20 protein-coding genes and 1 pseudogene are annotated in these 26,306 nt (G+C 58.0%); 8 read left to right on the top strand and 13 right to left on the bottom strand.

Features of this window, described 5'->3' with window-relative positions:
* Nucleotides 1-4 precede the first annotated feature (4 nt).
* From HMPREF3172_RS09770 to HMPREF3172_RS09760, 3 genes are all read right to left on the bottom strand, one after another.
* Nucleotides 5-982 (bottom strand): LacI family DNA-binding transcriptional regulator, encoded by a 978-nt coding sequence (locus HMPREF3172_RS09770; RefSeq protein ID WP_176746149.1) that lies wholly within the window; start codon nucleotides 980-982, stop codon nucleotides 5-7.
* Between the two features lie 91 nt (nucleotides 983-1,073).
* Nucleotides 1,074-2,420, bottom strand: coding sequence for an MFS transporter (locus HMPREF3172_RS09765; RefSeq protein ID WP_070428238.1), 1,347 nt, complete (start codon nucleotides 2,418-2,420; stop codon nucleotides 1,074-1,076).
* A gap of 283 nt (nucleotides 2,421-2,703) precedes the next feature.
* A complete protein-coding gene (locus HMPREF3172_RS09760) occupies nucleotides 2,704-4,245 on the bottom strand; it encodes an outer membrane protein assembly factor BamB family protein (RefSeq protein WP_070517157.1) in 1,542 nt (513 codons plus the stop codon).
* Between the two features lie 301 nt (nucleotides 4,246-4,546).
* Between HMPREF3172_RS09760 and HMPREF3172_RS09755 the strand changes: the two genes are divergently transcribed.
* The 3 genes from HMPREF3172_RS09755 to HMPREF3172_RS09745 all read left to right on the top strand — a co-directional run bounded on the left by HMPREF3172_RS09755 (nucleotide 4,547) and on the right by HMPREF3172_RS09745 (nucleotide 6,934).
* Nucleotides 4,547-5,494: a Fic family protein gene (locus HMPREF3172_RS09755; protein ID WP_070517155.1), complete on the top strand. Its 948-nt coding sequence runs from the start codon at nucleotides 4,547-4,549 to the stop codon at nucleotides 5,492-5,494.
* 155 nt (nucleotides 5,495-5,649) lie between these two features.
* Nucleotides 5,650-6,441 (top strand): hypothetical protein, encoded by a 792-nt coding sequence (locus tag HMPREF3172_RS09750; RefSeq protein ID WP_070517153.1) that lies wholly within the window; start codon nucleotides 5,650-5,652, stop codon nucleotides 6,439-6,441.
* A 73-nt stretch (nucleotides 6,442-6,514) separates the two neighbouring features.
* Nucleotides 6,515-6,934 (top strand): GIY-YIG nuclease family protein, encoded by a 420-nt coding sequence (locus HMPREF3172_RS09745; protein ID WP_141741631.1) that lies wholly within the window; start codon nucleotides 6,515-6,517, stop codon nucleotides 6,932-6,934.
* Between the two features lie 84 nt (nucleotides 6,935-7,018).
* Here HMPREF3172_RS09745 and HMPREF3172_RS09740 read toward each other — a convergent pair whose 3' ends face one another.
* The 6 genes from HMPREF3172_RS09740 to HMPREF3172_RS09715 all read right to left on the bottom strand — a co-directional run bounded on the left by HMPREF3172_RS09740 (nucleotide 7,019) and on the right by HMPREF3172_RS09715 (nucleotide 14,732).
* On the bottom strand, nucleotides 7,019-7,660 hold the full coding sequence (locus HMPREF3172_RS09740; RefSeq protein ID WP_070517149.1) for an ABC transporter ATP-binding protein: 642 nt from the start codon (nucleotides 7,658-7,660) through the stop codon (nucleotides 7,019-7,021).
* An 8-nt stretch (nucleotides 7,661-7,668) separates the two neighbouring features.
* Nucleotides 7,669-9,033: an ABC transporter permease gene (locus HMPREF3172_RS09735; protein WP_070517147.1), complete on the bottom strand. Its 1,365-nt coding sequence runs from the start codon at nucleotides 9,031-9,033 to the stop codon at nucleotides 7,669-7,671.
* Nucleotides 9,030-10,397, bottom strand: a complete 1,368-nt coding sequence (locus tag HMPREF3172_RS09730) for an ABC transporter permease (protein ID WP_070517145.1) — start codon at nucleotides 10,395-10,397, stop codon at nucleotides 9,030-9,032. The genes HMPREF3172_RS09735 and HMPREF3172_RS09730 overlap by 4 nt, the downstream gene beginning before the upstream one ends.
* A 281-nt stretch (nucleotides 10,398-10,678) precedes the next feature.
* Nucleotides 10,679-11,179: a hypothetical protein gene (locus tag HMPREF3172_RS09725; protein WP_070517144.1), complete on the bottom strand. Its 501-nt coding sequence runs from the start codon at nucleotides 11,177-11,179 to the stop codon at nucleotides 10,679-10,681.
* 98 nt (nucleotides 11,180-11,277) lie between these two features.
* Nucleotides 11,278-13,359: an ATP-binding protein gene (locus HMPREF3172_RS09720; RefSeq protein WP_070517142.1), complete on the bottom strand. Its 2,082-nt coding sequence runs from the start codon at nucleotides 13,357-13,359 to the stop codon at nucleotides 11,278-11,280.
* On the bottom strand, nucleotides 13,356-14,732 hold the full coding sequence (locus HMPREF3172_RS09715) for an SIR2 family protein (protein WP_070517139.1): 1,377 nt from the start codon (nucleotides 14,730-14,732) through the stop codon (nucleotides 13,356-13,358). The genes HMPREF3172_RS09720 and HMPREF3172_RS09715 overlap by 4 nt, the downstream gene beginning before the upstream one ends.
* 303 nt (nucleotides 14,733-15,035) lie before the next feature.
* Between HMPREF3172_RS09715 and HMPREF3172_RS10725 the strand changes: the two genes are divergently transcribed.
* Together HMPREF3172_RS10725 and HMPREF3172_RS09710 are read left to right on the top strand one after the other, a co-directional pair.
* The gene (locus HMPREF3172_RS10725) at nucleotides 15,036-15,164 is read left to right on the top strand and encodes a hypothetical protein (RefSeq protein ID WP_256173410.1); all 129 of its coding nucleotides are present in this window, start codon (nucleotides 15,036-15,038) and stop codon (nucleotides 15,162-15,164) included.
* Nucleotides 15,165-15,443: 279 nt separating this feature from the next.
* A complete protein-coding gene (locus HMPREF3172_RS09710; RefSeq protein WP_070517138.1) occupies nucleotides 15,444-16,004 on the top strand; it encodes a hypothetical protein in 561 nt (186 codons plus the stop codon).
* A 210-nt stretch (nucleotides 16,005-16,214) separates the two neighbouring features.
* Here HMPREF3172_RS09710 and HMPREF3172_RS09705 read toward each other — a convergent pair whose 3' ends face one another.
* From HMPREF3172_RS09705 to HMPREF3172_RS09690, 4 genes and pseudogenes are all read right to left on the bottom strand, one after another.
* Nucleotides 16,215-16,856 carry a type I restriction endonuclease subunit R, EcoR124 family gene (locus HMPREF3172_RS09705; RefSeq protein WP_218078939.1) on the bottom strand — a complete coding sequence of 214 codons (642 nt, stop codon included), beginning with the start codon at nucleotides 16,854-16,856 and terminating at the stop codon, nucleotides 16,215-16,217.
* A gap of 477 nt (nucleotides 16,857-17,333) precedes the next feature.
* Nucleotides 17,334-19,907, bottom strand: coding sequence for a DEAD/DEAH box helicase family protein (locus HMPREF3172_RS09700; protein ID WP_070517134.1), 2,574 nt, complete (start codon nucleotides 19,905-19,907; stop codon nucleotides 17,334-17,336).
* Nucleotides 19,907-21,751: a site-specific DNA-methyltransferase gene (locus tag HMPREF3172_RS09695; protein ID WP_070517132.1), complete on the bottom strand. Its 1,845-nt coding sequence runs from the start codon at nucleotides 21,749-21,751 to the stop codon at nucleotides 19,907-19,909. Before HMPREF3172_RS09695 ends, HMPREF3172_RS09700 begins: the two co-directional genes overlap by 1 nt.
* Before the next feature lie 159 nt (nucleotides 21,752-21,910).
* A pseudogene (locus HMPREF3172_RS09690) lies at nucleotides 21,911-22,612 on the bottom strand (type I restriction-modification system subunit M); the annotation flags it as partial.
* A gap of 404 nt (nucleotides 22,613-23,016) precedes the next feature.
* Here HMPREF3172_RS09690 and dctP point away from each other — a divergent pair.
* Genes dctP through HMPREF3172_RS09675 form a run of 3 tightly spaced genes read left to right on the top strand, consistent with a single transcriptional unit; the run spans nucleotide 23,017 to nucleotide 25,864 of the window.
* Nucleotides 23,017-23,898 (top strand): TRAP transporter substrate-binding protein DctP, encoded by an 882-nt coding sequence (gene dctP, locus HMPREF3172_RS09685; protein ID WP_256173408.1) that lies wholly within the window; start codon nucleotides 23,017-23,019, stop codon nucleotides 23,896-23,898.
* Nucleotides 23,895-24,509 carry a TRAP transporter small permease subunit gene (locus HMPREF3172_RS09680; protein ID WP_070517125.1) on the top strand — a complete coding sequence of 205 codons (615 nt, stop codon included), beginning with the start codon at nucleotides 23,895-23,897 and terminating at the stop codon, nucleotides 24,507-24,509. The genes dctP and HMPREF3172_RS09680 overlap by 4 nt, the downstream gene beginning before the upstream one ends.
* Nucleotides 24,506-25,864 carry a TRAP transporter large permease gene (locus tag HMPREF3172_RS09675; protein WP_070517123.1) on the top strand — a complete coding sequence of 453 codons (1,359 nt, stop codon included), beginning with the start codon at nucleotides 24,506-24,508 and terminating at the stop codon, nucleotides 25,862-25,864. The genes HMPREF3172_RS09680 and HMPREF3172_RS09675 overlap by 4 nt, the downstream gene beginning before the upstream one ends.
* Nucleotides 25,865-26,306 lie beyond the last annotated feature (442 nt).

The raw sequence follows: 26,306 nt of genomic DNA, 5'->3' as shown, positions 1-26,306 counted from the left end.
TCCGCTACACGTAACTGCTCTCGCAACCGCAAGAAGACCGCCGAATCAGGTCCCCTTGGGCTGCCAGAAGCTGCGGCTCTTTCGCTTGGAGCAGACACTCGACTGCGCTCTCCGCGTTGTCCGCAACGCGCTGCTCAAACGTCGTTAAAGAGGGGATCGTGAATGAACCCATCGAGGTTCCGTTTAAAGCTGCGACTGCGACATCTTTCGGCACAGAAACGCCAGCCTCAGAGCACGCCGCAAGGAATCCAACAGCCTGGGATTCGTTTGCCGCAAACAGCCCGTCGAAATCCACAGCAGACTCAATCAGCTTTTCTCCCGCCTGATATCCACCTGAACGGCTATAAGGCGCACTTTGCAACAAGTTTGAGTCTTCCTGCAGCCCTCGGGCCCGGAGCGCTTCGGCCCACCCCTGCATGCGAATTCGCGAATTGCGCTGGTCAAGCGGTCCGGTGATCATCGCTATTCTTTGCCGACCGTGTTCGGCAAGGTGATCAACCGCTTTGAACGCCGCCGCACCCTCATCCAACCGCATGCAGTGCGCGAAGGACGGGCTATCCCAAGAGTCAAAGACCAGCACGCGGGTTGTGTCTCTTAACTTCTCCAGTTCCGGAGGGCACCCATCGACACCGTAGAAAAGAAGACCCTCCACCCGGTTCAGAACAAAGTTTTCCAAAAGGCTGGCTTCCTGCTGGCGATCATCGGCAGAATCGCCCAGCAGAATGTTCAAGCCCCGCTGCCGCGCCGCGTTGCCCACCGCGTGTGCCAGCTCAGACAAGTACGGATTCTTGATGTTGGGAACAAGCAGTCCAATTGTGCCCGTCGTACCCAAAGCCAAGGCTTTGGCCACCCCATTGGGGCGATAGCCGGTTTCCTTAATGGCTTCGATGACGCGTTCTCGCAGCGCTTTGGAAACTGGGCGCGGGCCGTTGTTGACTACGTAGCTGACGACAGCGACGGAAGTTCCCGCAACACGGGCCACGTCTTTGCGGGTGACTCTTCCCCCACGGTCATGCATACTCGGCCTCGCAATCCCAGCTTCCCAGCATGGGCACCAACAATAGCTAACAGACTCAGACTGCGTCTCGAATATCGTTGAGGTCGCGTCCGCGCGTTTCCGGCGCCACGAAAGTCGTAGCCAGACCGATTCCGGCCATCACCATCCAGTAAATGGCGAGCGGCCACCAAGCTCCAGCCATGGCCAAGAGAGCAGACGCGACTGCCGGGGCGGTACCGCCGGACAGAATTGATCCCAGTTCCTTCGCGACCGCCATCTTGGTAAAGCGGTTCTTTGCGCCGAACAGTTCCACGCCATAGGCAGCCTGCACACCAAAGATTCCCAACGAGGCTACGCACATAGCAACAACAATGACGATAACGGTCACCACGGGATCGCGAAGTTCAAGGATCCAAAAGACGGGGACTGCCATCAAAACGAGTGCGAAGCAGAACCAGCGGTACACGATGCGACGGCCGAACTTATCGGATAGGTACCCTGACAGCGGAATAACGGCGAATCCGAGGAATGAAGCGATGAGCACCGCCGTCGTTGAAACAGATTTGTCGATCAGAAGGATGTTGGCGACATAGCCGACAAGGAATCCCTGCGCCATGTATGACGGCCCATTTTCACCGATGCGAAGACCGAGCATGACGAAGAAAGCGCGGTTCCGCTGCCAAAAGCTGCCTTCCTCGGCAACCGACTGAACCTTCTGCGTACGCTGTTCGAGCTCTTCCTTGTGCTGAGCGAAAACCGGAGTTTCTTTCATAGTGCGGCGAATCAGAAGTGCACCAAGAGCAACGAGAATCGAGGCTAGGAATGGAATTCGCCAGCCCCAGGAGTAAAGCGCTTCATCTGGCATCTGGACTACAAGGAGCCAAGCGCCTGAAGCGAGGAGCGTACCGCTGTTCGAGCCAATGGCAACAATCGACGCAACAAGCCCGCGCTTCTTCGCGGGGGCGTACTCAGTCAGCACGATCGCCGCGCCCGACAGCTCAGCGCCAGCACCAAAGCCTTGAAGGACGCGCATCAACAAGAGAAGAAGCGGTGCGCCAAGACCAATCTGCTCATACGTCGGCAGCAAGCCGATAGCGGTAGTGGCCCCGCCCATGAGCGCAACGGTCACGACCAGGACGACTTTCCGCCCCTTCTTGTCACCCAGGCGGCCGAAGAAAATCGCCCCCAACGGCCGCGCGAAGAAACCGACCGCGTAGGTGGAGAAGCCCGCGAGCAGGGACACTGCCGGCGACTCCGAGGGGAAGAACAGGGTGTTGAACACCAAAGCAGTCGCAAGGCCGTAAAGCGCAAAGTCAACGTACTCCATCGTCGTTCCCAACCAGGAAGAAACGACAGCGGTTATGAAATTCGATCTCCCTTCTTTGGACTTCAGCTCTGCATCAGCTGCGAGGTTTTCGGCCATCTGGCGCTCCTATTCTACGCGGGTAGACCCTGTTGCTTTCGGTAAATTAAACACCCAAAGTGACAGACAAGTAAACAGGACAACAAGGCCCGTTGACGGAGCCAGCAACACACCGGGCTCGCATCCGCCCAAACGTCCAACAGAAAATGCCGGTGGGGTATGCACTTCTGCATACCCCACCGGCATTTCAGGTCAGAGAACTAGCCTTCAGTAGCCTGACTCCAAGGGGCCAAACCACCCCGGTCCCACGGCCGCGTCATTCGACCCACCGCACCTGAGCGCCTCACCCTTCCTCAGACCTCAGCACACGGAACTTCGTCTGCCCGTTCGGTTTGTCGCCACCATCGATCTTCAGCGCCACAGCTGAATCGGTCATCGACAGCCATCCCAGTCGCAGCTCGCCAGCAGAACCTTCACCGGCGCCAACGCCTTCGCGCCACAGTTCTTCACCCGTGCTGGCGTCAACGGCTACAGCTGAATCATCCTGGGCGAAAACAACAGCGTCCGCACCCGCCAAGTACCCGGCGTCGCGGGCAGCGGAACTTGCTTCCGCCTCGGCGGGGGCTGACCAGAGAACCTCACCATCGGTCATGGAGACCGCATCGAGTGTGTTGTCAGGGCTGGGCACGAGCCCGTACAGCTTCCCGTCCTTCGTGATGCCGGCGGGCGTTTCGTACGGCAGTCCGGCGCCGGCCAGACCCTGCGAGAATTCGTCGCTCACGGGTTTGCGCTGCACGCCTTCGAGTTTGCCGCCGGTGAGGTTGTCACCGACTTCTGCGAAGACCGCGCCCTCTTCCGTTGCGGAGTAGCAGTACTTCTTACCGCCGAGTTCGCGCATGCCGCCGGCAATGCAGTCGGCGCCATCGGCATCGGTGTTGATTGTGACGGCGGGGTCCTTTGCATCATCGACGTCCGACCATTCCTTGACGGTGTAGATGTCAGATGTTGTCGACAGGTCGGGGGTTTCCCGCTCCAGCGCGTAGTTGTCAGCGTCAACGGCGGACAGTCGGTAGATGTTGCCAATGGCATCGGGGTTGGTGTCCCCGCCATCGAGCCTGGTCACAACGGCCGCCTGGGCTTTGCCGTCTTTCAGGGAGGTCCTCTGCAGGACTCGCTTGTCAGGTGCCGAGCCCACATGCGTCAGGTATTGGCCGCTGGGGTCGACGGTCGGCATGCTGACCTGGCTGCCCTTGGGCAGTGCGGGCGACTGCCACTTGGGTTTGATCTCTTGAGCGCCCGAGGTGCCATCTGGCGACTGCAAGCCCACGACTGCCGGTGACTCACCTGAGCAAGCGGCGACCTGCTGTGCGTCCTGGCCAAGTCCTTGGAGCGCAAGGACGATCGTGTCGGAATCTGTGACGGGTTTGTCGTCAAGAAGCCAGTACGCCTTGGCGGAGCATTTGCCCAGCGAACCGGGGTCGAAGGTCCACTGTTCTTCACCATCTGCCGTGTTGAGACCGTGGATTTTGCCGGTTTGTGGGTCTTGGTAGATGAAAGTGTCGCCCTTGATGTAGGACTCTGGGCCGGTGATTCCGGCATCGGTGGGTGGGATGGCTGCTGGTTTAGACCACAGCTCTTTGCCGTCACCGTCGAAAGCGCGCATTTTCTGCGCGACACCGTCATAGAGCACCGCGAAGTTATCACTCGAAGCGAAGACAGTTGCCGCCGCATCGAGCCTCTGCCAGGAACCCCATTCGAGCTTGGGCTCACTCTTGTCTGGGTTGGCCGAATCGCCAGAGCCCCCGGACCCTCCACACCCGGTGAGAACGAGCGAACTGGCAAAGACGACGGCCGCGGTGGCGCGCAGGGCCTGACGACGAATCATGGTGCTCCTTGACTACGGCTTGCCGGACGGCAACGCCCCTCATCGTAGCTAAGACGTTCCCTGTTCAAACTGGGGCGAGCGCGGGTCGCCGAGGTGCCGGTCGCCGAGGCGGGCTGCCGGTCGTCGAGGTGCCGGTCGCCGAGGCGGATGCCCAGGTAAGCGCCGAGCGACCGGTTGGAATGTGCGCTGGAGCCGAGCCCAGTCAAGGCTCGCCCGTAGCCTTAGCCAAATACGGAAACCGCCGAAGGATAATGCTTATCCTTGAGCAATCCGACGATTCGTCCAAGGATAAGCATTATCCTTGGGAAGCTCTGCCGCACATTCGTCAACAGCAGCTGAGGTTGCCGACAATATTGCCGCTCTGACCAGCGCTGTTGAACGTTTGGGTACGGCTGAGCGCACCACATGGGCCGACATCGAACAGCTGCAGAAAGAGCTGTTGCCCAGCCTGAGCGCGCCGGGCATTCGTGACAGGCAGAACTGGGTGGGAGGAAGTGAGATTCACCCCGGCCAGGCGGAGTTCATTCCTCCGACTGAACAGGCGCTGGCTCCCGCGGTTGGGGATCTTGTGGAGTTCATGAGCGGGGCCGCGACGGGATGCCTGATTCAGGCGGGCCTTGTGCACGCGCAGTTCGAAACGCTGCATCCGTTTGCTGATGGCAATGGGCGCATTGGGCGAGCACTCATTCACACGGTGTTTGTTCGCGGTGGTCTGACAGAGGGGTCGGTTCTGCCCATCAGTCAGGTTCTTCTGACCCGGTCAGACGAATACGTCGCGGGACTCATGGCTTTCCGCGGCATCCCACATGGCGCCGAACTTGCCACGAGCGCTGAACCAGTCCGCGAACTGAGCGTCAGCGACGGCATCAATGCCTGGCTTCGGCATTTCATTTCCGCGGCGGATGAGGCTGTCGATCTGGCGTCTGCCCTTAAGGATGAGCTTGATGAGTTCGATCGCGATAGCCGCGCCCTCATCACCGCCTATGCGGAGCGGACCGGAACGCGGATTCCGCGCAGCGATTCATCGGTGTGGAAAATCCTCGATGTCCTGCCGAAGCTTCCGGCACTGACTGTCGATGTGGCTGCTCGGCTGACCGGGACAAGCTCCACTTCGGCGCAGAATGCTCTTGAGCATCTTGTCGAGACCGGGGTGCTTGATCGGCGCAGCATCGGCAAAGGCAAACGCGGTTTCGTTGCCAATGACCTTTTCGATTTACTCAACTCAACCCAGCGAAAATGGTCGAGTTGAGGTGGGGCCGAACAGAGTTGAGGTGGGGCCAAACAGAAAGGTATGCGTGCTGGCCAGCATAGGATCGTTGGAGGTTCGTATGCAGAATCAGTTGATGAATCTCATTGCTGCACCTGCCCGCGAACATGGCTGAGCGCGCACAGGGAGGAGGCGGGATGATGCCATCCAACGATGCCCCGCAGGCACGCGGCGAAGGGCATGGGCAAAGCAATGACCCCGGGGGTGTACCGATGTTTCGCGGCATTGACCTTCCCGAGGCCTATCGGCGTCAATCCTACCACGATCCTACGGTGAGCCGTGAGACGCTACAGGAGTGGTTCTCATCCGCCAGGCTCAGCCGCTACCGGATCGAGCCGGTCGATGCGTGGTACGTGTGGAATACCCGCGTCTCGAAAGCATTCTTGGAAGACATCAGCCATGTGGAGGTATTACTTCGAAACTTCATTGACGTGCGACTGAACGCTGATGCTGGCATACGGTGTTGGTGGGACTCGCCGAAATATCAGATCGGTAGTTTCCGGAACAACGTCGATAAGGCCAAGAAACGGCTCCAGCGCGCGAAACTGAAAGCAACCCCGGATCAGATTGTGGCTAGCCTGTCACTCGACAACTGGCGCTTCCTACTCACCCAGCGCTTAGAAGCCACCGTGTGGAAAGTCCTCACCGACCTTCGCAACGGAGGCATGCCCTACTACCCGGGCCGTAGCCGAGCCGATTTCGAAACTAACGTGGAGCTCATCCGTTGCGTTCGTAACCGCGCCTCCCACCAAGAACCCCTCATCAACGCGGATCTTGACCAACAAGCGGAGGTTCGCAGGCTTGCCAGTTACGTGACAGCAATCGACACCGTCGCCCGCAACATCAATCCCGGCGCGGCAGACTGGATCGCCGCCCACTCTCGGGTGCTCGATGTCATCGCCCAGCGGCCCACATCACAACACCAGTGACCTGCGTTCGTCGTAAACCAACGCCCCATGGTTGGCGAAGCCTTACGCGAATAGAGCGGCCAGGGACCGGGTCATGGAGCATTTCCGGCAGGAGAAAAACGAGTACTTCACTCATGCGGTCATGCTGGTCACGTCGGACGATTCGCTTGGCCCCACAGAGATTTCGTACCTCGAGAATGCTTTCCACAGCCGAGCACTCGCGGCTGGCCGCGTGCGCACGCTCAACAGCAATGACCCGTCACCGGGCACTGTGACGGAGGAAAAGAAGGCGGACCTCGAGGAGTTCATCGCCTATGCGACTATCGCCATCGGGTCGCTGGGGTACAGGATCTTTGAAAAGGCCGATGACGACAAGGCATCTGCCGCTGCAGCCCCGGCCCCCGCACCCGATGCGAAGTTCCTCATGGGCACATCCGCCAACGGCAAACTGCAGTGGAAAACCGAATTAGGTGTCCCGCTTGGCCAGTTGGAGCAGCAAGAACTGGCTGAGTAACGGCAAACCGAACCGGCAGGGGGCGGCACTCAAGAAGTGCCGCCCCCTGTTTTGTCTCGCCCGGGCACCACCCACCTCGTCCGTCTAGGCCTTTTTGCGTTCGATCAGTTTGCGCTGTTCAAGGCGCAGCGTGACGTCGGCGGTTCGTGCAAGCTGCTTCGAGTGGGTGACGACGATGACGCATTTGCCCTGCTCATGGGCTGCGTCCCGCAGGATCTCAATAACCCCTTCGGCGGTTTCCTCATCGAGGTTGCCGGTGGGCTCATCAGCCAAGATGACCGGTGCGGAGGACACCAGCGCGCGGCCAATGGCCACTCGCTGCTGCTGACCACCGGACAGCGCAAGCACATTCCGCTTCGCAGCAGCGGCATCAATGCCCAACCGGGTGAGGTCGTCAACGCTGGCCTTGGGGTTGACCAGGCGCAGGTTCTCCAGAGGCGTCAAATAGTCGATGAGGTTGTAGTTCTGGAACACCAGCGCAATCTGGTCTTTGCGGTGACGGGTGTACCCGGTTTCGGCAATGTCATCGCCGTCAAACCGGACGGTGCCCTGACTGGGTGCATCGAGTCCCGCCAGCAGGTTCAACATGGTGGTTTTGCCCGTACCGGACGAACCGACGATCGCGTAGAACGTGCCCTCCTCAAAGTCATAGGTGACATTGCTCAGCACCCGCTTGGCAGAATTGGGATAGCTGAAATTGACGTGATCAAGCTGCATGATGGCCATGATGTTTCCTAACTGAGTTTTGCAAGAATTCGTTTGGGGCGCTGCATAACAAGCGGCAGAACTCCCACGGACACTCCGATAAGCACAATGACGGCTCCCAGCACCAACGCCAGGACAACATCACCGACTCCGGTGCTTGGCTGAAGCGACGACAGCGCCTCCCCACCCACCTGGGCGAAGACCGCCTGTCCCAACCGGGAGGAAAGAACCGTTCCGACAACCGCGGCAATCACTGCCGCGACACCGGCGAAAATGCCCGCTTCAATTGCGAACTGCGACAGCACATTGCCTTTGCTTTTGCCCAGGGACAAAAGGATGCCGATTTCGTGAATCCGCTCGCGCGCCCAGAAAGTGCTCACCAGCGTGAGCACGCACGCGCCGGCCACGCACAGGCCCAGCAGCAGGATTCCCAGCAGTCGGTCCACACCAGTAATCGCCTGCAGAACAGGGGCGAACTGTGCCGAGTTGTCCTCCAGCGTCAGCTCCGGTGCGATGCCTTTGGCAGCTTCGAGCGCTTCCGGCAGCTGCTGCGCGTTCTGCATGAAATAACGGCCCGTGGTCAGGGACGCACCGAGCCTCTGCGCAGATGCTAGATCCACAAAAACGTGGTTCTCAGATGCTCCGGATGGCAGACCCGTGGGGTTGTCGGTTTTGCCGTCGAGAATGCCGGCAATCGTGACCGTGACCTTTTCACCATCGCGCGTAAGCGTGAGCCTGTCCCCCACCCCGAGCTTGTTGTGATCGGCGAACTCGCGATGAATGATCGCCTGCGAACCACCATCCGCGCCACCCTTCGCACCTACATGCTCCCCTTCGACGAGCCGGTACAGCTTGCCCTGGAATGCCGGGTTGAGCGAGGAATCGCTGGTGCCGGTCACACTGACATCGCCTGCGAACTGCGGGTCCAGCTGAACTCCACTGGCGCCCAACACCGGCTGCGCACCTTCGGGCCGGGCTAAGACGGCCGCTTCAAGACTGTGCCGCGCCACCTGGGGCAGGGCTGCCAAACGCTCAGCCACCTCCCGATCGATTCCAACGGAACCTCCCGAGGTGCCGCCCGGCTGGACAGCCGGGCTCCCGCCCGCCCCAGGTGTCTCACCTGAACCGGGTGTCACCTGGCCATCCTCCCGAGGTGCCGGGTCACCTGCCGAACCGGACTCCACCTCGTCAGCAGTCTCACCTGCCGACCCGGTTGCCGTGAATCCGGCACCGACGTTGGTGTTGATGGCGTTTTTGACCTCAGCCATGGTGGAGCGGACGCCGGATTGGGCGACGAGGGCGGTGAAGACCACGGTCATGATGAGGGTCATGAGCAGGGTGCGGCCGGGTTTGCGGGTGACGCAGCGGATTGCGCGTGACCAGGGGCTGGTCATGCGGCGTCCACCAGGATCGCGCGGGGGCTCTTGCGCATCATCGGCACCGTGGTGATGGCAACGACAATGGCGATGACGGCAACACAGATAATCGCAGCCTGAATGACCGAGCCTGACGTCAGGCCCACTGTCAGGTTGTCCAGTGTTTGGGCGGATGCGGAAGATTCCATGTCGGCACCGAACTGTCCGGCTTGGGCCATGTCCTGTGCGGCGGATTTGTTGACGCTGGCCAGGGTGGTCTCACCCATCCACTGGGCGAATCGGCCGGCGGCGAAGTAGGCGGCGATGAACGCCGGTACCGCGATCAGGATCATCTCGGTGAAGTACTGCGCGGCGATGCTGGATTTGGTCACCCCGATGGACAGCAGCGTGCCGGTTTCTCTGTTGCGTTCGCGCAACCACAGGAACAGGACCAGGGCGACGACCGCGGCGGCGAAAATGGTGGCGGCAACGGTGGTGTTGCGCATGATGCTCTTGATGCCGTCAACAGCGCCGGTGATGCCCGAAAGGTACTGGGCGGATGGCGAGATCTGGTAATTCTGCCAGTCGATGCCCTCGCTCTTGGCGGCTTCTGTCACCTGGTCGAGGTCGGCGTCTTTGCTGATAAAGAAGTTCGCGTCCTGGTAGATCTCGTTGTCCGGCGTGAACTTGTACAGTGCGCGAGTGGTTTCAAGGTCAGTGAACACGGTGTTGGCGAAAAGCTCATTGCGTGTTGCTGCCGGGCGGGGGTTGTCGCCGGATACGAGGCCCACGATTTCGGTTGTGACCTCTTCGGTGGACTGGCGTTCGTTGTCGACGTCGTACTTGTTGCCCTTCAGGGTGAGTTTGCTGCCAACGCTGAGGTTGTTGGCTTTTGCGAGGTCTTCGTGAATGACGGCTTTGTTCTTGTCATCGGACTTCAGGTGGCGGCCTTCGGTGAGTTTCAGTGTGCCGCTGCGGAAGTTGTTGTCGATTTCGCTGTTGTTGACACCCCACACGTTGACGGCATTGCCGAATTGTTCTTCGCGTTGTTTGTCGTAGTCGTCGTGGTCGAGTTTCTGCACTTTCGCACCCACGAGGTCAGCGGTGACATTCTGGCGGGCCACGTGCGATTCGACACCCTCCAGCCCCGCGAGTTTGTCGATGTCAGCGGGTTTGACGGTGCCGGCGCCTCGTGGTGTTCCGAGGTTGTGCTGGGGGTTGTTCTCCAGGACGAACCCGCGGCCAGTCTTTGCTTCGATTTCGCCTGACACGTGGTCAGCTGAGCGGGTGACGGCACTGGCGGCCATGACCACGGTGGCCATGATGGCCAGAACAGCAAAGATGATGAGTGTTTTTACTGGCTTGCGAACACAGTAGCGCCAGGCTCTGCCTACGAACGTCAAAACTTCCCTTCCAGTGACAGCGGCAGCGCCCACGCGCTGGTTGTGGTGCGCTGCCGAAAAGATCCTGGAAGAACGTACTACCGGAGTCTGGGCTGATTCTGCATGCCCCCTGCGCCGGTCCTGAAGGATGACGAGGTGGAGGTGCGGTATGGGGGTGAGTGTGGCTTTGCGGGTGGGGTGGGTTTGGATATGCGAGTGGCTCACCAGAAGGTCGTTGTTCAAAACGGCGACATCACCGGTTTGAGACCTCGACTCAGCGGCCCGCCCCTCGTGGCGGGCCGCTATCGTCTGCACACCAGGGTCGAAGAACGCGTTGAACGGTTCCCTGGTTCACCTATAACGGTGCCCTCCTCACTGAGGTAGAGCCTGTCGAAGAACGCCTGTTTGGCGATGCGCCGCAGCGAGTCATCGATGCTCATGCACAGCTTGTAGCAGTCTCTGCCCAGTGCGAGACAGTCATCGAGGTGGGCACTTGCCAGTTCGTACTCCATGTCACCGGCTTCGATCTGAGCTTCAAGGAACGCGAGCCGTCTGCCGATGCGATCCTGCTCCGACTTGAGTAGATCAAGCGGCACCGCTCCTGCATAGTGGGGTTGCAGAAGTTTGGAACGCTCCGCCTGGAGATCATCTCGTTCGAGCACGTGTGCGTTACGTGCCTGCTTCACGGTGGCGTGGAGCTGTGAGAATTGCGCCGTGATGAGGCTACGCAATGCCTGGACGGTGTGCTCAGGGATCTGGATGCGCCGGTAATAGTCTTCGACCGCGGCTTCAACATCAGGCACTTGTGACGGTTGAGTGGTTGAGCGTGGCAGGCACAGTAAGACTCAGAATGTTCGCATAAGATATATGAATCGCCTGTAGGTGTTCGTGGTGGTTGGGACTACTCCGAAACGTTTGAATGCTGCTGCCATTCTCGTGAGACGTCAGACCAGTCAACCTCCCGAACAACCTCTTCTCCGGCCTCATTCTTGCCGGACCATACGTCCCAGAAATCAGAGTCATCTGATTTTGGTCTCTGATCTGGCCCAAGCTTCCTCATTTCAACTGCGATTGGTAGTTCCGACGCCCAGCCGAGCAGAATCGCATTCCTAGAAGGCAGGGACGGCAGATCCCGCAAGAGCGCGCGCAGATTGTCAGGGACCAGACGTTGCACGAGATCTTGGTCGTTATGATTGCTCAATCGATGGAGCAAGAACGTATTGCACTGGGACAAGACTGTTGGGGACAGTTCGCTTGGTCGCTGAGACGAAAGGATCAGACCCAGTCCAAACTTCCGTCCCTCGCGGGCGATCTTTTCGAATGTGCCCGAACAAATTTCTTGAGCGGACTTTGACTCACTGTCAGAGTGATACCGCTTGATAAAGGTGTGTGCTTCCTCCATCACGAGAACTGTGGGAAGTGTCTTACCTGCCTCTTCTTTCCTGTATCGTTGTAGGGCTTCCAGCGTCATGCGTGCGACAACGGCCGTAACCACATGGACGACTTCTGTAGGCACAAGCGAAAGGTCAATAACGGTGATGCCGGGGGAGACTGCGTTGCCAATGTACTCACTTAGCCACTCATCAAGGCCGACATTCTCCTGGTCACTGATGACAGGCTGCAGCCTAGAATCTGCGAGCAAAGTGCGAACACGCATGAGAAGCGTCTCCACATGCTCTGTGACGCCTAGCAGCTCTGCATGTGCTTCCAGGCTTCGGATGAACTGATCGCCAGTGAAAGGACGAGGCACGTCGGCATCAATGGGTAGCGCATCCTTGTCACTCCCGCCGAAAGCACTATGGGCCGAACGAGCCCGCGCTAAGAGTTCCTGGATCTCGGCTCGGCTGAAATCAGCGGGCGCGTACTTTGCTGATCTTGCGTCTACTAGTGAATCCACGTATGTCGAGAGCGCTTCAAGTGCCTTTGATTCGTCTGGAGTGAAGCGGCCGTCCCCAGTAAAATCCCCCTGCAACTTCTGTAGCTTCTCTAGGAACGCCTTGGGTTTTGGAAAGTCGGCCCATGGGCTACCGTTCTTATACACAATCTCAATGGTCGACGCGACCGTGCGCAAGAAGCGGCGCATCTCATGACTAGGGGATGGTTCGGTTTCAAGCTGCCCGTCACGCAAAGCCCGAAGCGCGTGTGTCAGAACAGGCCGTTGAGTTTTGGGGGTCGCCTGAGTGAATGAAGCCCATTCATCCGTGTTCCACAGCCAGAGTGGCACGGACAGTTGAGCGGCCTGATCACCTGGAGCGACTGAAAAAACTTTGGCTCCTAAGTCTCTGAAGGTGTGAGAGTACTCGCCATTCGGATCAAGAACGATAAAACGGGCGTTGGGGTCAGCTGGATTGTTACCTGCGCTGCTGGCTCTGGCGCTTTCGAGAGACCAGCGGATCAGTCCCGCTACTGAGCATGACTTCCCACTTCCAGTACTTCCCAAGACTGCAAGATGGCGGCCAAAAATCCGGTCGGGGTCTACAGTTACGTCAGCGCCTGCAGCCAGGGGGCTTGTGCCGATCTTGACTCGTCTACGATCGCCTGATTCAATCACGGCTCTCAGCTGGGCGCTGGTCGGTAACATGACCGGGTCTCCCACAGTAGGAAAGGAGCGGATACCTCTACTGAAGTTGAAAGTCTCATCGCCTTGAGGTGAAACAGACAGTGAAAGAACTCCAACGGGGCTCAGGCTGAGTTTCCTAAGTGGGTAGGGGACGTCTACCAGCCCGAAATCACGCATGCCTTTTCGCTGAGGGTAGGGGGACCGTTCAACCGTGATCCACTCGATCTGTCCTACAGTAAAGCCTGCTTCACCCGGAACAAGAATGTACTCGTTCACCCGAGGAAACGAACTTACCATGCCAGTGTTCAGAGCCGTGGCATCAGGAGCTTCGATATCCAGCATCACTTCGATCTTGTCTGGTGATACGAATTCAACCCGTCCGACGCGCAGCGAATCTGCGAAACCCAGTGGAGTAGTGCTCACGAGAACAGCTCCTCTGCGGCGTCGGTCTTTGACCTAGCGCTTGTCGCATTACTTTCCCCATGCCTCTGTCGAAGCAACTCACCCATGCGACGGCTCGCGAAGTCAATGGAGGGTTTGGGAAGGTAGTGTTTTGTCAGTGTTGTCAGATCCGCGAGTTCAGACCCGATCAGGAGCGACATCTGAGACTTGTGGCCCCACGTTTCAAAGGCGTCCATGATTCGACCAAGGTTGTCGTCATAGGAGATCACAACGAGGTGGGTGGAGGGGATAGTAAGCGCATCTTGGAGGACTCGGTTGATGTGCTCGTCCCCGAAACTATAACCGTAGGTTACTGTCACGGCATTTGGTCGTGCTACTGCCGAGGCGAAGTCGCGGAATAACTCAACGTATGGGAACTCGGCTGTCTCTCGATCCTTACTGGCATTCGGATAGATCATTAGACGTCGGGCATCGGCTTCGGTGTACCCCGGAACTTCAAGGTAAGGATCTAGCGTTGCTGCCCCAAATGGCACTCCGACCTTGCGTATGGCGGCACCTGTATCCACCCAGTCCAAGGAACCATGAAGTTTAGTGAACCGTGCGACTCCTTCGACGAAGCGGGGCTCACCTCGAATACCGGGAGGATTGTAGTGGAGGTCTAGGTCGAGTCGCGACGACCGAAAGATTGGCGAGAGGTTTCCGACGAACCGATCTATAAGGCGAAGCCCTGCAAGCTCCGCGCCGACTTCAAGCACTCGGTCGTAGTTCGTAGTGAAGAGACCAAGTCGATCCCGAGTGCCTGTACGGCTAGCGAAACTCATCAGGAACGCAACCAAAGTAGTGAACGCTTGCTCGCGTTTCCCTTCGCCAGCTGTCGCGAGACTTCGTTCACCCTCCAGGATTGAAGCCGAGAAAGCAGTCATTACCTTTCTTAGGTCTTCTGCTAATGGCACCGCATCAGGGTCCTCAAGAATCTCAAGGCCGCGTAGTAGTTGATTGGCTGTGCGTATCTCGTCTTCTATGTTGGGGGTGTCGCGTCGAGCAGCTTCGGCCGAGACTTTTGCGGCCCGGCTGATGGCTTCTTGATGGATATTGAACTGTCCTGCATCCATACTTTTCGGGGTGTCTGCCTCGGCGAGGTGTTGCATTCCGGTCGTGAGCCCCGAGCCGACGAGAAGATTCAAGTGGTCGGCCTGGACGAGAGAAGTCAACCAAGGTTCGATGCGGGAACGAAGTTGTGGACGATCAATGCCTTCCTCTGCCCAACCCGGTACGGGCTCCGCGTCACGCTGCGCGCCTGATTCGTCCAAGGAGAACTCGACAGGTTCTGTATCCTCACGCACTTTCAGGATGTTCGTCGTTGAACCATTCGTTTGCTGGGGAGTTGCGGTCATGAGAGGGTCCTGCCTTCGGGCTCGTCTGAGGTTCCCGGCACCGCTAAAACGAAGACACGTGCCAGTCCGTCTCTCCCCACTCTATTCACTTCTGGGGCCAAGTGGCGGTAGCGTGCCCGGTAGGTTACGCCAAGCGGTTCTAAAGTCCGGTTTTACCCATACCCGGCTGCTTGCCGGGGAGTTCCCCTGGCAGGGATGTGAGTGCTCCCTATCCAATGCGCACCGCACGGCAGACCTTCGGTCCGCTCTCTACCGCACAGTCTCACCGCTAGTAGAGCTGTGCGTACAAGAAGTAAGGTCCCCATGACCTACCTGATCTGGAGCGTCAGCGTTCATATCCACTTTTTCATGCGGCGCGACACGGCCACCAAAATCGTCCTCGATGCCGCACCCAACAAGGTCTCAAATGGCGACTTCCCGCGATGCTGCTGATACCGCTCTACATCTACGCATCCAGTTTCTACCGCCAACTCAACGAAATCGTAGCTCCCAGCTGGTTACTCCTAGTCCTGCTGGTTTACATCTGGAACGCGAGGAACTCTCCGTGCGGCAGGTGCTGATCCCACGCCGATCTACAGTCACGGGGACTTTGATCTGAGCGTCATTGTGAGCGCCCCTGGCCTCAGCCAATGGGAACAACGGCGCGGAACTGATCCCATTACGGTGAAACTGCAGAGTGGCAAACTCGTGACGTGGCGCGCCTGTGGATTCATGGACGACCTTGTCCACCTCGGTCCCGAAGGTGTTGGCAAACTTGCTGACGAAGTCTCCACGCGCATGTCGGCAGAGTCCGCGCCCTCGGCCCAGATGGTGTTGAACAACCCGCCTACATCAGGCGTCATCATTGATTTCGCGTCGTCAACGTTTTCGTGGTGGTCGCTGTCCGATGAAACCATTCACCCCGAAGAGTTCGAAGCGCTCTGGCCCGGCTGGGCTCTCGAAGCCCACGGTGATGACTACGAGTGGCATGAAAATCTGACGGGCGAAGAGTATCGGACGTGGCAAGCCAATGTAACGGAGTGCCGGGAATGGTTCTTGAAGGCTCTTGAAGAAGGTTCTCGGCCAAATCCGTTCGTCAGAATGGCTGAGACGTTGACTCAGCACGGTGAAACTGTGCAACCACTGGGCACCGTTTTCGAATTCAGGCCTGCCGAACGTGATCGTGCGGCAACGGCGTTTGATCAGTACTTCGATTCCCTGATGCAGACGCATGTGCCGGCAGCACGCTTCATTGACCGAAACGGTGTCATCAAGCCTCCGATCGGTCAGTAGACGTTCATGTAGCGCCAGGCTCTTCCTACGAACGACAAAACTTCCCTTCCCGTGACAGCGGCAGCGCCCACGCGCTGGTTGTGGTGCGCTGCCGAAAAGATCCTGGAAGAACGTACTACCGGAGTCTGGACTGATTCGGCACGCCCCCTGCACCGGTCCTGTGGGATGACGAGGTGGAGGTGCGGTATGGGGGTGTGTGCCGGGCTGTTGTCAGCCGAGGGTTCCGTACCGTTCGAAAAGTTCGATGAACTTTTTGACTACGCGTTTTCTAACGTCCTCGCGACTGTCCCCGGCGGCGGTGCGGCCGAAAAGGCTCATGGGCGGCAGGATTTCAACGATATCGGTTCCGGTAGTCGGCACCTCGCCTATTTCGAAGGCGTAGTCCACGAAGGCGCGCGCCTGCGGTTCTCGCAGGTTTTGTTCCTGAATGCGGTTGCCGAGCTCTCGTTCACGTCTCTGCTGAACGAATGCGTTCCACTGGTCGACAACGTTTTTGCTCGTGTCGACGGCTTCGATGAAGTCCATGAACAGGTCGCGTTTGCCGCGCAGCGTGGGGCTTGCGTCGATCGCCTGGCGGATCTGTTCTTTGACGTCGTCGTCAGACGGTGTGGAGCTCGACTTCGGCGTGTGCAGTTTCTCTACGAGCATGAGGATGTAGTCGACGTTGACGTCCACCTGGCGCAGCAGCTCGATTTCAAATTCGAGTTCCTGCTGTTCATAGGACTCCGAGCCGTCCGTGGGGCCTTCGTCGCCCCCACCGAGTTCTTCCCGGATTTCGAGGTAGACGCTCTGCAGGTCCTGCATATCGCGCGGGCTGAGGTCATAGCCGCACCGAAGCGTCGGGTCGCTCAAAACACCCATTGATAAGGGTTTTTGAGTCGTTGGACTCTGCCCAAACTGAGAGCCCTAAGTTGAAGGAAGCCACCCTTGGGTGGCTCTCCCAAGTGTAGGCGCGAGCATGAACCAGTGCAGTTTCCGCGTGCCCAATGCAACCCGGACCGCAGTGCTACTTAAATGTTTGAATTCCCCAGATGACGGCCATCAGAACTGAATATCCCCACCGACCAGAGCGTGTATGTAATCAAGCCGATACCGATTAGAAAGACATCCATCATGAAAACCTGCGCTCCATCTTGAACAGTCAAAGACAAGATGCTCTATCACTTTGCCTGCTTTCTTCTTCACAACCTTGCCTACTAAGGCAGGATCGCCTGGCAAGGTTAGATGTGCTAAACGCGCATCGCCTGGATTTCGTCTTCAGCACCAATGACGTGATGACTCTTAACTTGCCGATGCGATGGAAGCCGAAGCTTTACACCCAGCAAAATCTCACAGGGCGTTGCTGACTGGTTGCGCCAGCGCCTTGAGATCAGACCACGAGTCAGAGTTCTCGATGTCCTTCTCGTAGGCAATCAGATAGCCCCAGTGTTGGTCTGCGTAAGTATCGTCAGCGATCATCCGGCGCACCAGCGACTCGGCTGCCTGCCGCTTAGCTTGAACTTGGGCGTCGTCTCGACCTTGTTCGCTCTTGCCCTCGATGATCCAATGGACGCCGTCAGTGTCCTTGGCGACGAAGTCTGGGAAGTAGCGGTCTTTGGAGTTGAAGTAGATGAACGCTTTGTCCTGCGGATGCAGGCGGTGCCACCACTCGATGTTGGGGGAGGTGTTGAGCAGTTTCGCTAGCTGGTACTCACCACTATAGGAATCGAAGTGCTCTGCTTCGAATAGAGACTTGAACCAGCCGCCGTAGACCCGTCCGCGCACGAACTCGTCCCGGGAGTCAATCTGGTCGTGGATTTTTTCGCCTAGGGGCAGGCTATAGCCGTCGCCGGGCAGTCTCTTTGGATGAATGCTCGGCACCTCGCGGGTGGAGCTCAAGGTGTTCGCAACATAGGCGTGAACGAGCTGTTGGAGCAGCGATTGTGCCGAAGCCAGGGACTTGACTGTCCAATCTCCAAAGGGTACACGCTTCATAAACTTCGGCACCAGGTAGGTGCCGATGTAGCGTGCCGTCGACTCAGTTTTAGGCACCAGATTCATGTTCATGATGAGCTTGGCCAGCGCCTGGCTGGCGTCATCGTCAGGGATTGGGATGGAGTCGACTTCCGCGCTCTCAGCGTCAGCTGCCCGCAGTCCCTTCCCCACTGCGGCGATGATCTCCTTGCGGTACATCACGTCCCCTGCAGAGGTCACTCTCCGAGCCACTTGTTCGATCTGCTCATCAGCAATCTCCGATAGCTCAATCGGAGGCTGTTGAACGGTAATCGTTGTGACCGGGAAATGGTAGGAAATATCGGCGAAGGCCCGGTTACGGTCGACTGAGACGATCTCCCACTCGACGTTGCCATCTGCAGTGGTGTCAAGCAGACGCACGGCTACGCCTGGGGTTTTCCTATCAGCATCCAGCATCGCCTCTCCGTGGCCCGATGCTGGCGCATCGGTTTCTCCGGGTTGCTGACCTGTGCTGGTTACCGGTTGGACGGGTGAGATACCACCTACTGTTGACGCCTTGCCTTCGGTAGGTCCGCCGCTTTCGGCCGCTTCAAGAATGCCCTTTTCGATTTCTCCTTGATCAATGTCTTTGACTGCCTCGTCAAGGCCGAACTGCTGAAGGACGTTTTCAGCTGCTAAGAGTTCTTTGAAGGACTGGTGGGCGATGATGTCGAGCTGGTCGATCTGGCTCACATCGGTGTAACGCCCAAACGGTAGGCGCAACCCGCGTCCCATCGTCTGTTGCGTGAGCACCTCAGAGGCCATCGCTCGTAGTGTGACGACTACCGCGATGTTCTTCACGTCCCAGCCCTCTTTGAGCTTGTTGACGCTCACAACCGCCAACACTGGGGAATCTGGTTGGTCGAGTTGGTTCAGAAGTTGTTGCGTGGCGTCGTCGTCGTGCTGGTTGTCCACTTGCAGCACCGCAGAGCCACGTCCGAAATACTCCGGGGTGCGGAGTAGGTCAGCAACTTGGGTTGCATGTTCCACATCGGAACAGACGATGAATACCACGGCGTTGACGCTGTCGCGGTTGTTGCTTGAAGCGTAAGAATCGTAGAATGCCTGTTTGATCCGACGCAGTTGGAGTGCGTCACGCAGTTGCTGTTCCTCGGATGCCTGGTCTGTGCCGTAACCGTCTTTGCGGAAAGCCAGCACGGGGGCTTTGACGTACTGTTCCTTGATCGCCTGGTAGAGCGGATACTCGAAGATGACATGGTCCTTCTTCTTGTCCACCGAGGCCGTCAACCCAATCGATGCCGCTGGCTCCAGCTCGCGTAGCGCCGCGTTAAAGGCCTTCGCGGTGGTGCCGTAGAGGTGTGACTCATCAGCGATAACCACCAGGTCATCCTGGTCTTTCAGGTAATCGAAAAGCACCCCGGCATTCTCGTCGAAGCGGCGCGGTTTACGACGCATAGCCTCTTGCGTGCCACCATGCGTGTCTCCCTCCACATCTTTCGGAGCAATCAGCTGCTGGATGTTGAAGATAAACGCCAACATCGGCACCTCACGCCCATGAGACAACCTGGCTGCCCCGTTCGTACGGTTGATCCAGGCTGAATAATCCTGTGGGGTCACTACCTCAGGCGGGACCGGGGAACCCGTAATGAACTTCGGCGCCCCTGGGGTGAAGTTCTGCACTGTCTTAGCCTGAACAGTCTTGCCAGGGGTAATGATCACGACATTGCCCACGCCCTGATAGCGCAGATACTCCACAAATGCGGCCATCAGGTAAGTCTTGCCCACACCGGTAGCCAGGTTCAGCACCTGCTGAACCTCGGGATCATAATCACCGTCCAGGGCCAAGATGAGCTGGCGGAGGGCTTCCCTGTTCGGGGCACGCAGATCAAAGTCGGCGCTGATCGCTTCGAGCAGATCAGAATCGAACCTGATGTTTAGACGCTTAGTCACTACCGGTCACCGCCTTCGGAGTAACGAAAAATGTCATCCGGGATCGCAACCACCCGCGATCCCTTACACGCCCGGCGCAGATGCTGACGGACCCCGTCCAACACCACAGTGGCCGCCAACACGATCCTCTCACCCGGCTCGACCTGCTCCACTAACCGATCGATTTCTTCTATGGTCGCAACACCCTCGACGACCTTGAGCAGGGAGTTGCCACGGCGCCCGTCAAACATAATGTCATCGTCTGGATGCAGTAGCGAAAACCCGAGGTTCGCGGCCACCGACGCCACAAGCACATCACCAGTAGCCTCCGGGGTGAGGATGACGCGATCTAACGCCGGGTCGTAGTCGAAACACGCAGGCGACAGATGCGCCACCTGGAAACCGCCGCCACCACGCCAGTTGACCACTTCTTTCGTGCGTCTGGTCTTCGAGGAAGCTTTTAGTGTCTTCACCTCGACGCTCTTCTTTAATTCCGGGTCGTCCTTGATCAGCTTGTTGAGTACACTCGTGAATTTCGCGGCGTCCTCCGGAGAGACACCATCAGGCAGCCCGTCTTCCGTCGCGTCGACTCGTTCGCCCTTCGTCCGGGTTACCCCTCCCGGGTCTTCGTCGTTGACGACCTTCTCGAGACGGGGACTCGTGAACGTGGTGAACGTCGACTCCAACAACTCACACGTCACCCAACGCCGCCCCATCTTCTGCGCCACCGCCGCCGTCGTCCCCGACCCAGCAAACACATCCAACACAATGTCGCGAGGACTCGAACCGATATGAATGATGCGTTCGAGAAGGCGCTCCGGCTTTGGAGTGGAAAAAGGGGTTTCAACTTCCGGGAACATCTTATTCAAATGATCCCGTTTAGCTTCTTGATTGTGTCCAGCTTGATCCGCGTTCCACCAAGTTCTAGGAACAAGACCTGTTTGAACGTCCGTTAGGTAGCGCTTTATAACCGGGAGAGAATCTCCGTCTTTACCGAACCAAACTCGACCATCTGCTCGAGCTTCCGCCAAGCCCTCCGGGCTGAATCGCCAATAACGTCCCTTCGGTGTGACTACTCGCCCAGATGGCAGCGTTACTGGAAACCGATTCTTTTCGGTGCCGCTTTTCGCTGTACCGTTGTCCCCTTGCAGCCAAGGCCCTCTTGGATCGTTATCTGGGTTCTGGTACCGGGCATCCTGCGATGCTAGTCGAGGGAGCAGATTACGTACGTTCTTCCACTGCCTGCCGCTCGGCGCGTAAATCAGTATAAGGTCGTGGGCTCCAGATATGTCGGTGTCATTTCTGCGCCCTTTGTCTTTCTCCCACGCAACAGTGGCGATGAATCGATCCGCCCCAAATACCTCATCCATCAGCACGCGCATCCGGTGTACTTCGACGTCGTCCAGGTGAACCCAGATGGAGCCGTCGTCGGCAAGCAGCTTCTTCATATGGTGCAGTCGGTCGCGCATCATGGCCAGCCAGATGGAGTGCTCTAGGTTGTCCTCGTACGAAGCGAACGTCTGCGCGGTGTTAAACGGCGGATCGATGTAGATCAGTTTCACTTTGCCGGCGTACTTCTCGACAAGCTCGGGCACGCGGGTGAGGGCTTCGAGCACGTCTCCGGATTCTCCGAGGATGAGCAGGTTGTCGTCTTGGGGTTCGAGGTCGGCGCGCTCGGAGTACTCGAACTCGTCCAACTTCGGTGTCTGCGCACCTTGCACGTAGTCGTCTAGCACGAGGGTGTGGGTTTCGCAGTATCGCGGATCCGATGGGTCAACCCACGTGTAGCCGTATTTGCCGGTCTCGGTGGGGATGAGGGCTTTGTCTTTGTTGTACCAGGTGAGTTGGAGTCGTTGTTTCGTCATCTGCCCCGCCTTTCCAATCCCTTTATTGTGCCAGCGATAAACACGTAAGCACCCGCGCTATCATCTTCAACTTCAATCAAATTTAGAGACAATCAATTTGAGATAACAAAGCCGCAATTCACAGTTCACGCACGATTGCACCCATTACTGCTTGAAGCCTTCATACACGCGGTCCACTTGGGTTTTGCCGATGACACTCAACCGTGCCGGCAGCTCGCTGACTTCCTGCAGCGTGTAGTACTCACCACCGGATTTTCCGGCCTGTGATGCGTACATCTGCATGAGGTATTCGTAGGCATCGCCGAACATATCGATGCCTTCATCGTGCTTTTCGCCCAAGTCGAGGTCCCCGATGGCGTTGAGAAGGTTCCTCAGTTTGTCATTTCGGCGCTCGACCGTGTTGCCCAGGCGGTTCGAGTTGACGTCGAGGTCGTCGAACAGCCCCTTGATGTCATCTTCACTGCGGTGGCCCAGCGACGACCCTTCGATGCTCTGGAAGACCTTTTCCAGTGTTTCGTTGAGGTTGGGATCCTGTGCGGCGCGAGCGCGCACATTTTCGAACAGCTGGGAGGGCAGGATGAAGAAGCCCTTTTCATCCACCATCATTTCGCGGATCGGCTCAGCTTCAGCATCAGTCAGATCGGCGTAGCGGAAGCCTTCCCCTTCGTTCGCTTCAATGAAGTTCGAGAGGTTTTCAGAGATGAAGCGGTAGAACAGCAGCCCCAGCACATAGCTCTTGAAGTCCCAGCCGTCGACGGAGCCGCGGAGTTCGTTTGCGACCTCCCAGATAGTCCGGTGCAGACGATCACGCTGAACTTCACGCGAAAGAGCTCCCACAACAACCTCCACATACCGGGGCATACGGGTCAGACCCGAACTTCACATCGTTCATCAGACTAAACGGTTAGTCCTCAGAAACTAAGGCTTGCGTTTCCTCAGCGCGCCGCTGATGCCAGCGCGGATCACAATGCTGCAAAAGCCCTGCTCAGATAGTGATTTGGTCCTACCACCACCCGGCCTTGTGACATAGGTTATACCTACGCTCAATCCACAAGGAGGTGGACATGGTACGCCCTAGCGCTCTTATTTCAGCAGTAACAGCCTTTGCATTGCTCGCTGCAGCCGGATGTGCGCCAGGCTACGGAAAGAACACAGAAAGCGGAGACGGCACGATCGCCGCAGCATCAACGTGCACCAGTCACAGTCTCCGACTGTCACACCAATGGCCCGCAGCCCGCGATGGCGACAGTGATTTCCGATCACAGTTGGCCGAAGACTTCGCCGAAAAGGTCACGGAAGAAACCGATGGCGAAGTCAACATCAAGGTTTTCGCCAACTCGACTCTCTCTAAGCCAAACGACCAGTACGATGCCATGCTTGCCGGTTCGATCGACGGCTCGATCATGCCTCTGGACTACGCATCCGGCCATGTGCCCGCATGGTCGATTACGTTGATGCCGGGCCTTGTCCGCAGTCATGCCGAAGCACAGGAATGGGACGAAGGTCCCATGGGCAAAGCAATCGATCAGTCAATGCTGGACAACGGTCTGGTCCGCCTGGTTCACGTGTGGAACGCCGGAGGCATCGGCTCGAAATCAGCCCCAATTGTCACGCCTGAGGACCTTCCTTCAGGAACGACGTTGAGGGCCGCCGGCAACTACGTGGAGCACATGCTCCATGAAGCCGGCGCTGGTATTACCAGTCTGCCCAGTTCCGAAATCTATTCGGCCATGCAGACCGGTGTTCTTGACGCCGCTGTCACGTCATCCAGTTCCTTTGCGTCCTACCGGCTCGAAGAGCTCGTGAAGTCCTACGTTTCGCCGACCAAGAACACCTTCTGGTTCATGTACGAACCTCTGGTGCTGACAACAAGCGCTTTCGAACAGCTGTGCCCTGAGCAGCAGGAGATTCTGTGGGACGTAGCGGCAGACCTGCAAGAACAGTCCTACGCCGATTCAGAAGCCGATGACAAACGAGTCGAAAAGATCTTTGCCGACGCTGGTGTTGAGGTCGTTCAAATTGACGATGAAGCATTCGCCAAATGGCTTCCGCTTGCCCGCGAGCAGTGGGATGCCTACAGCAAGGATGTGCCCGGCGGTGATGAGCTCATGGAGCTCGCCAGGAAGAACGGACACGGTGACCAATGAGTACGAAGAACAACACGGTTAAGCCGGCTGTTTGCCGAATCATCGACACAATCTCCGAAGTTTCCGGACTCGTTGCGGGCATTGCCATGATCGCCGCAACCCTGGTCACAGGGTGGGGAGTGTTTGTCCGCTACGTGCTCAAAGAGCCAACCGGCTGGCAGACTGAGGCCACCATTTACCTGCTCATCTGCGTGGCGTTCCTCGGCGCGGCTTACGGAGTCAGACACAACGCCCACGTCGGCGTCGACCTCCTGCCAGAAGCCCTCCCGCTGAAGCCCCGCCTCGTCCTGCGAATCATCACGACCATCATGGTCCTCGCCGTTGTCGCAGTCGTTGCGTGGACCGGCGGAAAGATCTGGCTTCAGTCCTACGCGCTCGACACGCGTTCGGCGAGCGCCTGGGCACCGCCGCTGTGGATTCCGTACGCCCTGATCCCCTTAGGGATGGGCCTGGTGTTTCTCCAGTACGTAGGCGAACTCATCGAAGCGGTGCTCGCTTTGATCGGCCGCCTGGATCCCAAACACGTCACCCTGCTGGGAAGCACGAGTGAAGCCGCCGAAGCACAGGCAGACACTCTGCTTGAAGCATCAGGACAGGAGGAACGGCCATGAACCCCCTGCTTTCAGGCGGACTGATCATTGTCATTTCGCTTGTCCTCTTCGCATCGGGCATGCCGATCGCCTTTGCCCTGGCGATCACCGCCCTGATAGCCATCCTCATCTTCCTTGGCCCCGAGCACACCGAGCTCTTCGGCAAACTCACCTTCGATTCGCTCAACGACTTCGGGCTGCTGGCGATCCCTCTGTTCGTCCTCATGGGCAACCTTTTCGGCGGTTCGAAGGCGTCCCGTCAGCTGTTCGTCGCCGGTGAAGCATGGCTATCGCGCATCCGAGGCGGACTGGCGATGAGTTCGGTCGTCGCCTCGACTGTCTTCGCAGCGATGACAGGGTCCTCCCCTGCAACGGCAGCAGCCATCGGGCGCGTTGCGATCCCTGAAATGCAGGCCCGCGGATACTCCGCACGGATCGCAACGGGTGCTGTGGCGGCAGGCGGAACTCTCGGAATCCTGATCCCACCAAGCGTCACATTGATCCTGTACGGCATTGCCTCGGAACAGTCCATCGGTCAACTGTTCGCGGCTGGCATCATTCCGGGCATCGTCGTCATGATCATGTTCTGCATCTGGATCTATATTGCAGTCTCACGCGATCAGAAACGCCTCAGCGCAGAGCAGCCAAACGGCGAGTCCAGCCGCGTGATCGGAATGTCCGAAGACGGCCCGGTCACGTGGAGCTGGGGCGAGCGCTTCTCCGCCTTGGTGAAGGTTCTGCCGTTTGGTGCTCTCGTCGCGGCAGTCCTATTTGTTCTGTACCGTGGCATTGCGACACCGAGCGAAGCAGCCGCAATCGGTGTCATCCTAGTGGCTCTGCTCGTGATCGTGTTCTACCGCGAACACAACGGCAAAGAGCTCCTCGGGGTGCTGCAATCTTCGGTATCCCAGTCCTCGATGATCTTGATGATCACTGCGTTTTCAGCAGTGATCGCCACGGTGCTGAGCTACCTGGAAGTGCCGCAAGAACTGGCATCGACTATCACCGACCTTGAGCTCAACCGCTGGGCCGTGCTCATCCTCATCAACATTGTGCTGCTGGCGATGGGGCTCTTCCTGCCACCGGTGTCCATCGTCGTCATGGTGACCCCCATCCTGCTTCCGCTGATTCTGGAACTGGGATTCGACCCCATCTGGTTCGGCATCGTCATGACTATCAACATGGAAATGGGCCTGATCACGCCACCGGTTGGACTCAACCTGTTTGTGATCAAGGGAATCGCACCGAAGATCAAACTGACGGACATCCTGGCAGGATCGACCCCGTACATCGTGGTGCTGGGCTTGGCGATTGTCCTGTTCTCGATCTTCCCCGAGATCGTCACGTGGCTGCCCGAAGTCCTCTATAAGGAATAAGCCACCCACGGTCTAGCTGAACAAAGAAAACAGCTGCCCATTGGTTCGTTCCAATGGGCAGCTGTTTTCGTTGAGTTGCCGGCAATGCCAAGCGCCAGCAGAAGACGTCCTTTACCCTCAAGCTTCCACACAACGCAACCCTGCTGACCCTCCGCGAACTCTTCTCGCTGCCCCGAACCGAGGAGAGCAACAAGAGGGGCGAAAAGACAGAAACGCAGCCCTCGAACCGGCATAAGGGACTGCGTAAGCACCCGCGCAAACCTCACGAGGCAAGAAAAGGCCCCGACCATTTGTGCATTGCCCTAGGGCAAGAGGCCTGGTCGGGGATCGATCGCAATTGACTCTACTCGTGGCGTTCCCTTGAAACAAGGGTCGGCCCACATCGAAATCCACTTAAGGCAGAACTTGGTGCCGGTTGAGGAAATCAGCAATTTCAGCGACG

Source organism: Brevibacterium sp. HMSC08F02 (genome assembly GCF_001807555.1).
Taxonomy (GTDB): Bacteria; Actinomycetota; Actinomycetes; order Actinomycetales; family Brevibacteriaceae; genus Brevibacterium; species Brevibacterium ravenspurgense.
Note: the sequence above shows the minus strand (reverse complement) of the source record. Positions and strands in the feature narration are given on the sequence as shown.